Annotated in this window: 12 protein-coding genes and 1 pseudogene; 3 read left to right on the forward strand and 10 right to left on the reverse strand. The window is 65.2% G+C overall.

Annotated features, from left to right (window positions below; all coding sequences use genetic code 11):
* Positions 1-74: 74 nt before the first annotated feature.
* The 8 genes from ACLBYD_RS30090 to ACLBYD_RS30125 all read right to left on the reverse strand — a co-directional run bounded on the left by ACLBYD_RS30090 (position 75) and on the right by ACLBYD_RS30125 (position 4253).
* The gene (locus ACLBYD_RS30090) at positions 75-1292 is read right to left on the reverse strand and encodes an IS110 family transposase (RefSeq protein WP_254582871.1); all 1218 of its coding nucleotides are present in this window, start codon (positions 1290-1292) and stop codon (positions 75-77) included.
* Between the two features lie 259 nt (positions 1293-1551).
* On the reverse strand, positions 1552-1878 hold the full coding sequence (locus ACLBYD_RS30095) for a helix-turn-helix domain-containing protein (RefSeq protein WP_447819320.1): 327 nt from the start codon (positions 1876-1878) through the stop codon (positions 1552-1554).
* Positions 1863-2204, reverse strand: a complete 342-nt coding sequence (locus ACLBYD_RS30100) for a type II toxin-antitoxin system RelE/ParE family toxin (protein WP_447819321.1) — start codon at positions 2202-2204, stop codon at positions 1863-1865. Before ACLBYD_RS30100 ends, ACLBYD_RS30095 begins: the two co-directional genes overlap by 16 nt.
* A gap of 311 nt (positions 2205-2515) precedes the next feature.
* Positions 2516-3055, reverse strand: a complete 540-nt coding sequence (locus tag ACLBYD_RS30105) for a zeta toxin family protein (protein ID WP_447819329.1) — start codon at positions 3053-3055, stop codon at positions 2516-2518.
* A complete protein-coding gene (locus tag ACLBYD_RS30110) occupies positions 2997-3497 on the reverse strand; it encodes a hypothetical protein (protein WP_447819330.1) in 501 nt (166 codons plus the stop codon). The genes ACLBYD_RS30105 and ACLBYD_RS30110 overlap by 59 nt, the downstream gene beginning before the upstream one ends.
* 3 nt (positions 3498-3500) lie before the next feature.
* Positions 3501-3683 carry a hypothetical protein gene (locus ACLBYD_RS30115; protein ID WP_447819322.1) on the reverse strand — a complete coding sequence of 61 codons (183 nt, stop codon included), beginning with the start codon at positions 3681-3683 and terminating at the stop codon, positions 3501-3503.
* Positions 3683-3973, reverse strand: a complete 291-nt coding sequence (locus ACLBYD_RS30120) for a helix-turn-helix domain-containing protein (protein WP_447819323.1) — start codon at positions 3971-3973, stop codon at positions 3683-3685. Before ACLBYD_RS30120 ends, ACLBYD_RS30115 begins: the two co-directional genes overlap by 1 nt.
* A gap of 58 nt (positions 3974-4031) precedes the next feature.
* Positions 4032-4253 carry a hypothetical protein gene (locus tag ACLBYD_RS30125; RefSeq protein ID WP_447819324.1) on the reverse strand — a complete coding sequence of 74 codons (222 nt, stop codon included), beginning with the start codon at positions 4251-4253 and terminating at the stop codon, positions 4032-4034.
* A gap of 273 nt (positions 4254-4526) precedes the next feature.
* On the opposite strand from ACLBYD_RS30125, the gene ACLBYD_RS30130 reads away from it, so the two are divergent.
* Positions 4527-5114 carry an excalibur calcium-binding domain-containing protein gene (locus ACLBYD_RS30130; RefSeq protein WP_447819325.1) on the forward strand — a complete coding sequence of 196 codons (588 nt, stop codon included), beginning with the start codon at positions 4527-4529 and terminating at the stop codon, positions 5112-5114.
* Between the two features lie 147 nt (positions 5115-5261).
* Positions 5262-5523, forward strand: a pseudogene (locus ACLBYD_RS30135) (hypothetical protein); the annotation flags it as partial.
* On the opposite strand, the gene ACLBYD_RS30140 reads toward ACLBYD_RS30135, so the two are convergent.
* Both ACLBYD_RS30140 and ACLBYD_RS30145 read right to left on the reverse strand, forming a co-directional pair.
* Positions 5466-6506 carry an NAD(P)-dependent alcohol dehydrogenase gene (locus ACLBYD_RS30140; protein ID WP_447819326.1) on the reverse strand — a complete coding sequence of 347 codons (1041 nt, stop codon included), beginning with the start codon at positions 6504-6506 and terminating at the stop codon, positions 5466-5468. The pseudogene ACLBYD_RS30135 and the gene ACLBYD_RS30140 overlap by 58 nt on opposite strands.
* Before the next feature lie 1264 nt (positions 6507-7770).
* Positions 7771-8220 (reverse strand): hypothetical protein, encoded by a 450-nt coding sequence (locus ACLBYD_RS30145; RefSeq protein ID WP_447819327.1) that lies wholly within the window; start codon positions 8218-8220, stop codon positions 7771-7773.
* A 78-nt stretch (positions 8221-8298) separates the two neighbouring features.
* On the opposite strand from ACLBYD_RS30145, the gene ACLBYD_RS30150 reads away from it, so the two are divergent.
* Positions 8299-8523, forward strand: coding sequence for a cold shock domain-containing protein (locus ACLBYD_RS30150; RefSeq protein ID WP_447819328.1), 225 nt, complete (start codon positions 8299-8301; stop codon positions 8521-8523).
* Positions 8524-8694 lie beyond the last annotated feature (171 nt).

Raw genomic sequence — 8694 nt, forward strand, 5'->3', positions numbered from 1 at the left:
CCCCGGTCGGGCTTCGGGAAGGGGCAGCGCTCTCGGGTCCTTTCTCCAGGTCGACGTCGGCTGGTGTCTCACGGTCAGGACCAGCAGGTGGTGTCGTAGTCGTTGTGGTCACGGGTCATTGCGTAGGCGATGCGGTTGGCGCGGTGGGCCAGAGCGCAGGCGATGATCCCGCCGTGCTTGCCCCGGGCCCTCAGGCCGGCGGCATAGGCCTTCGCGGTGGGTTCGGCCTGCCACAACCCCACTCCGAGGTCGATCAGTGCCCGCCGTAGCGTGACGCTGCCTTCGCGGCTGATCCCTCCGTCGCGACGATGGCCGGCAGATTCGTACTGCATCGGCGACAATCCCGACGCTCGGTAGATCTGCCGGGGTCCTGGCCACCGCTGTGGATCTCCGAGTGCGGCACCGTAGTTCGCGACGCGGACCACACCCCATCCGGGGGCGGTGGTCAACGTGGCGAATGGAGTCCGTGGTAGCAGGGCGGCCAGTTCGGCCTCGGCCGCGGTGATCTGGGTGTCGAGATCGGTCAGCAACGCCAGATCGGCGGTCAGGATCCGGCGAGCGATCACCGCGTCGCTGGTGGGCAACGCCTCGCGGGCGGCGGTGATCAGACGCTCCGCCAGCGGGCGCTGCACCCGCAGGCCCCGATGCGCGGCGAAGCGGATCAGACGGCTCGATCCGAGGGTGGCCAGGCGGGCCGGGTCGCTGAACTCGGCCGCGACCAGACGGCCGATCCGGGTGCCCAGTACGTCCGGCAGTGCCCGGGTCAGGCCGGGAAAGGCCCGGTCGAGTTGGCCGAGGAGCTGGTTCTTCGTCGCGGTGCGGGTGGCGACCCGCCGCATCCGGTGGGTCGCCCAAGCGGTGAGCTCACCGAGCACCCGATCGGGGTGGGTGACCGGTTGTCCTTGGCCGGTCAGGAGCAGGTCGGTGATTGCGTCGAGGTCGATGGCATCGGTCTTGATCCGCCGGCGGCCGTGGATGCGGCGTTGTTCGCCGACCCGGGCGGGATTGAGTTCGAGGATCTCCCATCCCGCAGGCCAGCCAGGGTAGTCGAGCATCGGTCGGTGGTAGTGGCCGGCGGCTTCGATACCGATCTTGACCTGCGGTGACGGTGGGAAACTCTGGGTGAGTCGGTCTACGAGCAGCCTCAGGTCGGAGCGGGTCATGGCGATGTCGACCGGCCCGAACAGGCGGTGGCGGCCGGTGTCGGTCGCCGAGACCGATGCGGTGGTCTTGCCGACGTCGACGGCAACAACGATCGTGGACGGTGTGACTGGAGCGGCATGCACAGGCACGACGAACACCTCCGGAGGGTGTGTCAGCGAGGAGCGGAGCGCCCGAACGCTCGACTCCTTCGGAACGGGAACTACGACATTCCCTTCCTGACACCTCCGGAGGTGTTTGTGAAGGACTGACTCAACTCATATCAGCGGCGCCTCCGCACTGATAGTGCGCTTCCTGCGACCAGGCGAGATCGGCATGGCTCTTGCCCGCGTACGGCACGTGGCGGCGCACTCCCCGGAAGCCCGCGAGCACGTGTGGGAAACAGCAGGATCAGACGATTTGGTACCGGTTGTCGCCCACCTCGACTTCGATCCGAAGCGATCCACCCACGGCGTCGACGTACCGCTTCAGAGTGTCGAGCCGCACCCGATCGAGATCGCCGCGCTCGATGTTCGAGATCCGGTTCTGTCCGACACCGAGGCGGTCGGCGACCTGGCCCTGTGAGAGCAGAAGCTCTTTCCGAAGTTCCTTCAGTTTGTACGCGCGAACCTGCGAGCGCATCCGCTGCTTGTGAGCGTCTACCTTCTCACGGTTGGCCGGTCGCTGAGCCAACATATCGTCAAGACTCTTAGCCATCACGATCACTTCCCTTCCCACTGCTCGAGATGTTCGTCGAAGAGGTCATCGGCTATCGGAATGTTCACCTTGTACCACTTCTTCCACTGTCCTGATTTGTCCCCGGCGATCAACATGATCGCCGACCGCTTCGGGTCGAAGGCGAAAAGAATTCGCAGTTCGGATCGTCCACGTGATCCCGGTCGTAGTTCTTTCATGTTCGAGTGACGTGAGGTTTCCACGGTGTCCACCAAGGGCCGCCCCAACATGGGGCCGTTCTCCGCAAGCAGCTCGAGTGCAGCGATCACCTGGTCGTACGAATCGTCGTCCAGTTGTGTTAACCAAGCCTCGATTCGCTCGACGTCCACTACCTATTTAATCACCTACAGATGATATCACTTACAAGTGATATCCAGAGTGTCTGCGACGCTCCCAGGCCATGTCCAGCAAGCCGAACGCCGCAGATCAGCGAAACAACAGCCGCGGCAACTCCACACCGGCGGCGACGCGGTCTTGGGCGTCCGTGAGCAGCATCCGCACCGAGCGCAGCAGCACGAGTAGGCCTCCAGGACCGCCCGCTCGCTCACCCCTTCACTGCTGTCACAGGGGAGCATCTTCGACATCACATGCACAGGCATGAGAGAAACTTCAACGCGCTCTAACAATCTCGGCACACTGATCATTCGACCGGCGTCGAAGCCGCCGTCCATGTCAGATGTAGTTCCCCACCCTCGGCCGACCGCTCACGACGTTCGATGTGCTCAGCGCCGCGGCTCACATCGTCGGTGCGATACAGGTCGTAGCACCCGACCTTGGTGTTCGCCTCACTCACCTCGAGCGCATTGACCTGCGTGACCGAGCGGCCGCGCAGCGGCAGATCATCGGGTTCGCGGAACTCGGTGAACAGGGCGTCGACCGCGGTGGCCGGCACCCACCGGCCGCCGAGACGTGCGACGGGATCAGCGGGCTCGCTCAGCGCGCGCACAAGTCCGTCGCGCCAGCGAGTGACGATCCGCTCGGCCGCCACGTGCTGCGGCGCTTCGACATCGACGACGTGGATCGTGTACCCGGCCTGCGGCAAGTGACACAGGAGCCGCTCGGCGTGGGCCTTCCACGCAAGAGTGCCATCGATGATCACGTTCTCCCCGTCGGCGACAGCATCACGCTGCGCGGCCGCGAACAGAAAGTCGGTCGATTCCCGATGGACCAGCGCGGACAGCTCGAATCGGTAGAGTCCGCTGCCCCTCCTCTGAGGCTGCCCGCAGCTGCGGAGGCAGCAACTCGTCCACGGTTCCCTCGCCGAGAGCTGCTTCGAGGAGGTAGCGCTTGAACACGTCGGCATCGAGTTCGCGCCAGCGACGCCGATCGCGGCCGTGAAAGAGCCGATCGTGAGTCGAGGACTTACCCGTCCCCGGTGGTCCGGCCATCACGATGGCAGATCGCTCACGGACCACATGCGGGTTCGCGGCGCGCCACTGCCCCAGGATCTGCTCGTGTAGTCGCCGGCGCGCACTGGTGGGCACCGCAGCGCCGTCGATCCGCCGAAACCAGCGGCGGTTGTTGACCGTGGCATGAGGTGCGTCGGGTCGTAGCGGGCCATCTCCGGTCGACAGGGATGCGAGATAGGCGCGCCGAGCGTCGATGTCGGTGGGGATCAGCACAGGTCAGCGGTCTGCCAGCGCCTCAAGGAGCCCGTCGTAGTCCTCATCGGTGAGGAACCCATCGCGCAGAGCGCGTCCGACCTGCATAGTGAAACTTCCCCCTGTGACGGGGTTTCCGTCCTCGGCCCACTCGAAGGGGTTGGGCTCGGCAGGGCGTTCGTACTCCCATCCGGTCAGCTCGCGCATCATGGCAGCGCGCGGGATCTCACCGGCTGCGTAGCGAGCAGCGACCTCGTAGGCGGTCCCCCGTGGGTACCGGGCCGCAGATCGGGAGCATCGATGCGGGCGCGGCGCAGCATATCGCTGATCGTCGGCTGACTCACGCCGACGATCTTGGCCAGACGCACCTGGGTGAAACCCCGCTCGTGAAGCTGGCGCAGTCGCCGCAGATACGCGATATGCGCGGCCGTTTCCTTAGCCTTCTCCCGGCCCAGATCCGCGATGAGTTGCTCGTCGGGATTCATCATCGTCGTCATGCCACACCTCCTTCGCCGGACACCATCCACAATCCCATGGTTAAGCGTATAGGAAATCTTATAATTGCTGCTCACAAACGCAGCGTTCGTCCTCCGTCGACGTGACGCCGATTGTCCAGCCGTACGGCGCGGTGATGTCGACCGCCAAATCCTCTCCGTGGCCGAGGCGCCGTGCGGTGACGTCCTCCGGCCGCAGAGCGGTGATCTTGGTACCGGAATGCGTAGCACCCCAACCCATGACGATGCCGCCCAGACCAGATGATGCTGATGCCGAAGGCATGCACCAGATGGATCATGTCATCAGCCGGCTTGTGAGGCACCAAAAGAGCACTGACCGATGGCTCGGCGTAGCGGGCGTAGTCAAGGATTTGCCCGAGGACGAGACGGATGGTCGCTCGGTCCGTGCTGGCTTTGACCTCAATCAGCTTCAGGGCTGCTCGCGATTGTCTGCGTGAAACACCGGCTATCACACCGTGTTTTGTGTGTGGGCTATGTAACACATCGACATGAGCGGTCGATCTGCATATCAGTACTTACGCAGAACAGGACTCGCATGAACTCAACAGGCCAGTACCCCGGCGGACCGAACGATCCGAACGCAGGGGCACCCAAGCCACGCGGCCGCAAGAAGTGGCCGATCATCGCCGGCGCGGGCGCAGCCGCCGTACTCGCTATCGGAGTCCTGGGGAACGCCGCCGGAGACGACGCGGACCCGTCGCAAATTGCGAACACCTCGACCGTCGCAACGACAACGACACCAGCTGCAACAACCACCACGCGGGCAACCACGACACCGCGGGCGACGACGACGGCGCCGATCACGACGACGACCCGGTTTGCACCCGCTGTCGCGCCCCCGCCGACGCAGAGTGTGACCCCCACGACCACTCCCTACGTGGCGCCCACGCCGGTGTACACACCTCCGCCGACGACCTATACGCCGCCTCCGGTGTACACCCCGGAGCCGGTCTACACCCCACCCCCCGTGTACACCCCGCCGCCGGTCGTGGAGGCCCCGTCGAGTGTGTACTACAAGAATTGCTCCGCTGCGCGGGCCGCGGGTGCCGCGCCGGTGTACATCGGCGAACCGGGCTACGGCTCGCATCTGGACCGTGACAACGACGGTATCGGCTGCGAATAATTAACTGCAGCAGAACCTTTTGTCGCTTGTCGGCTCGTCGCCACCATGCACTGACGCTGCCTTACAGCTCTGACGCCGCCGAAACCACGTCCACCGCATCAAGATGCTCGAACGGCACATGCACGGTCGGGGCCGAATTCGACTTGCAGCTACTTCGGTCCCGCCGCCATCGTCAACGCGCACCGGTTCATCTTCGACAGCCGCGACGAGGGCGCCGCCGAGCGTCTTCGACATCCTCAACGACGTCGAAGACGTGTGGCGCTGCCGCACCACCTTGAACTGTCCCGACGCGTGCCCCCGCGGCATCCAGGTGACGAAGGCGATCCAGGAGGCCAAGGGCATTTCTGGGGATCAGCCCGGGACGACCACGCCGCGACCGCGGATGCTGCCCTCGCGCAGCCGCCGGTAGGCCGTGGGGCCCTCGTCGAAGGTGAACGTCTCGGTGTGGATGTCCAGGCGGCCCGCGCGGGCCAGGTCCACGACCTCCATCAGCTCGGACCGGGTGCCCCAGTACGGGGTCACGACGGAGGCCCCGAACGGGATCATGAAAAAACCGACCTTGGCGTGTGCGCCGGCGTGGATGCCCACAATCGAAATGTGCCCGTCGATCGCAACCACCTGCTGCGCCATGTCGATCGTCGACTGAGCGCCGACAAAATCAAACACCACCGTCGCGCCCTCACCGCCGGTCAGCTCCCGGATCGCGTCCGCCGCACCGGCGCCCGACTTCACCGCCGCGTCGGCGCCGACCTCGCGGGCGAGCGCGAGGCGATCGTCGTCGAGATCGACGGCGATCACGCGCGCGGCGCTGACCGCGCGCAGAATCTGGATGCCGACGTGACCGAGTCCCCCGACCCCGATGACGACCGCCGTCGAGCCGGGTCCCAGCAGCGGCAGGACCCGTGAGATCGCGTGGTACGGCGTCAGGCCGGCGTCGGTGAGCGGAGCCGCGGCGACGGGGTCGAGGTCCCCGATCGGGACGAGGTGGCGCGCCGAGTCGACGATCATGTATTCGGCCATCGACCCGGGCGAGCCGAGACCGGGCGGGGTGATACCCAGATCGGCGGCGCGGGTGCAGTAGTTCTCGCGGCCACGCGCGCACGCGTGGCACGCACCGCACCCCCACGGCCCGTACACGGCGACCGCGTCCCCCGTCTCGAATCCGGTGACGCCGTCACCGAGTTCGGCGATGGTGCCGACACCCTCGTGACCGAGGGTGAGGGGAAGACCGTAGGCGTACTGCTCCGCCGGCATGTCCATCACGAAGATGTCCGAGTGGCACAACCCGGCCGCGGTGACCTTCAACAGGATCTCACCCGGCCCGGGCGCCGGAGTAGGGAGGTCGACGACGACCGGCTCGGAGCCGATCTCGGTGTACTGGAGGGCTTTCATGCGCCCGACTCTACGACCGGAGGTGTGGGCCTGCCTGGCACTACAGCAAATCTTCCGCTATACGACGCCGGCCGTTCCGGCTCCGGACGTCAGACGGTCCGGACGAGGACACCGACGCCGAGCCGGTTGTAGACGAACACGAGCATGTAGAGCAGCCGGGCGCTGATGCACACAGTCCGTCCTGGACCGGCGAGCTCCCCGCCCTTGTGCGTGGTCGGGCCCGATAGCTGACGGCTTCACCCGTCGGCCACGTCCGCGATCTGCGCAACGGGCGTCGGCATCGCGTTTACGTGCAGCCGAAAAGTTCCGCTTCGCCCGGGAGTGATTCCCCTACAAAGGAGTTCACGATTTTTTCGGCTCCCGCGAGAGCCACTGCACCCCGAACAGCCGCGGTCCGGTATGGGGAGGAATGAGGATCTCGGCCGCGCACTCGATACATCTGTAGGTTCGATGACCTCTCGCACCTGATGGCCGCAGAGACGACTCGCACCAGCAGGCCGTCCATCCCACTATCACGCGCTTCGGTCCCAGTCGATGCCCGTTCGGGCAGAACTTCGGAGCGCGCTCGTAGGACGCCATGCCTACGATTTTCGCACATATGTTCGATACTGCGCGTTAGAGTGAGAGTTGGCAGGTCGATGGAGGGACGCGCAGAGCGGACTTCGGGAAGCATCGGCCTGCCTTCTTGCGTCGGCGCGCTCAGGCCGAGACTCCTCGAACCCGATGACCAGCCGGTCGAATCCAGGCCGAGAACCCCATCGACTTCCCACCCGAGGATCGAGAGGTAGCAGTCCCCCTCACCCGCTGGACGGGACTACAGTTCACTCTGCGGACTGACCGGTACACGTCCTAGGGATCGCGATCCGGGCAGAAGAGCAGAGTATTGGGGGCGGGCCTTCATCACATGGATGAGAAGTTCGTTGCCGCTGTCGAAACGGCAGGACGACCAGTTCCAGGAGACGGCATCAGGGTCGACGCCGGAGGCGGAATTTTCGTGCGGTCGGGACCGGGTTTGACGTCCCGGAGGGTATTGAACGCCTGTGGTGCCTGTTCTTGCTCCACGGCACTGGGAGGTTCGACCGCGGATATGCACACCTCTTATAACTGAAATGTGTGCAGCAAGCGGAACAACGCACGGAGGTCGGTGCTCGAACCGTGAGGCGGCGGGACGGGCATCTGCCTGGGCCGCTGGGCACGGCCGCGAGTGTGCTGTTGAACGATCGTCGACAGCACGGTCCGAAGAACGCGAAGATCTTTCTTGTCCTTACTCGCCTCGCTGCTGCTGGTGCACCCGCTCGAGAAACGACTGCGCGCTGACCGAGGTTGCAGCGTCCCTCTCCGCCAAGCGGCGATGGAACCCGGCGAGCACAGTTGCAGGCACCGCAGTGGGGACCAGCATCATCGCGACACCGCCCACCCTCACGAAAGCCACGACTGCGGCAACAACCAGCGTCCCCACCGTCGCCCACGCCACGCTTCGCCGTGGGACAACCACCGGAACGGCACACAGCACAGCCGGCACCAGCAGTGCCTCGACGTACCCGGCACCGCCCCGATCGATCAACGATTCACTGCACGCAACGGGATCGTAGGCGGGGTCGATCTCGCAACTGGTGAACTGAGATTGGGGCCAGGACGCCAAGTACGTGGCGGTCATCGCGAACCCGCCCACCGCGAGCGCCAGCAACGACCACGCAACTCGGATCATCCTCATGCCCCATGCCTGCCAGTGACCTCACCGGACGGTTCACCCAGCACGTGAACGACGGATCATCGTGGCATCGTGATCGACATGAGTCGGACAATCGGAACGGTGCGGGAATGGCACGGCAAGCTGGGATGGGGAGTACTCGACTCACCCGAGACTTCCGGCGGATGCTGGGCACACTGGAGCAACATCGACGGAACCGGATTCCGCGCACTCACGGTAGGCGCAACTGTCCAGCTCGACTGGGAACACGCACAGCAGGATGGATTCTCGTTCCGGGCCACCCGCATCCACACGCCGCCTGAGTGACCCGCGATGACCCCGCACGACGAGGACCGGGAGCTGGTGTGGCAGGCACACGAGGTCCTCGACGACGTCTCTGCTGGTGACTAGTGCCGCATCACGCAACGTTTGCCCTGTCGACGATCTCCCGTAGCTGTTGATCCTCGGCGTGCTTGTTGCGCCAGATGATGTAGCGAC

The organism is Rhodococcus sp. C26F (genome assembly GCF_053345925.1).

Bases quoted from the DNA above. Each gene is read 5' to 3' on its own strand.
- ACLBYD_RS30130 (WP_447819325.1), top strand. From the start codon at position 4,527: ATGAACTCAACAGGCCAGTACCCCGGCGGACCGAACGATCCGAACGCA.
- ACLBYD_RS30140 (WP_447819326.1), bottom strand. From the start codon at position 6,506: ATGAAAGCCCTCCAGTACACCGAGATCGGCTCCGAGCCGGTCGTCGTC.
- ACLBYD_RS30115 (WP_447819322.1), bottom strand. From the start codon at position 3,683: ATGCGCGAGCTGACCGGATGGGAGTACGAACGCCCTGCCGAGCCCAAC.
- ACLBYD_RS30145 (WP_447819327.1), bottom strand. From the start codon at position 8,220: ATGAGGATGATCCGAGTTGCGTGGTCGTTGCTGGCGCTCGCGGTGGGC.
- ACLBYD_RS30150 (WP_447819328.1), top strand. From the start codon at position 8,299: ATGAGTCGGACAATCGGAACGGTGCGGGAATGGCACGGCAAGCTGGGA.
- ACLBYD_RS30125 (WP_447819324.1), bottom strand. From the start codon at position 4,253: ATGCCTTCGGCATCAGCATCATCTGGTCTGGGCGGCATCGTCATGGGT.
- ACLBYD_RS30120 (WP_447819323.1), bottom strand. From the start codon at position 3,973: ATGACGACGATGATGAATCCCGACGAGCAACTCATCGCGGATCTGGGC.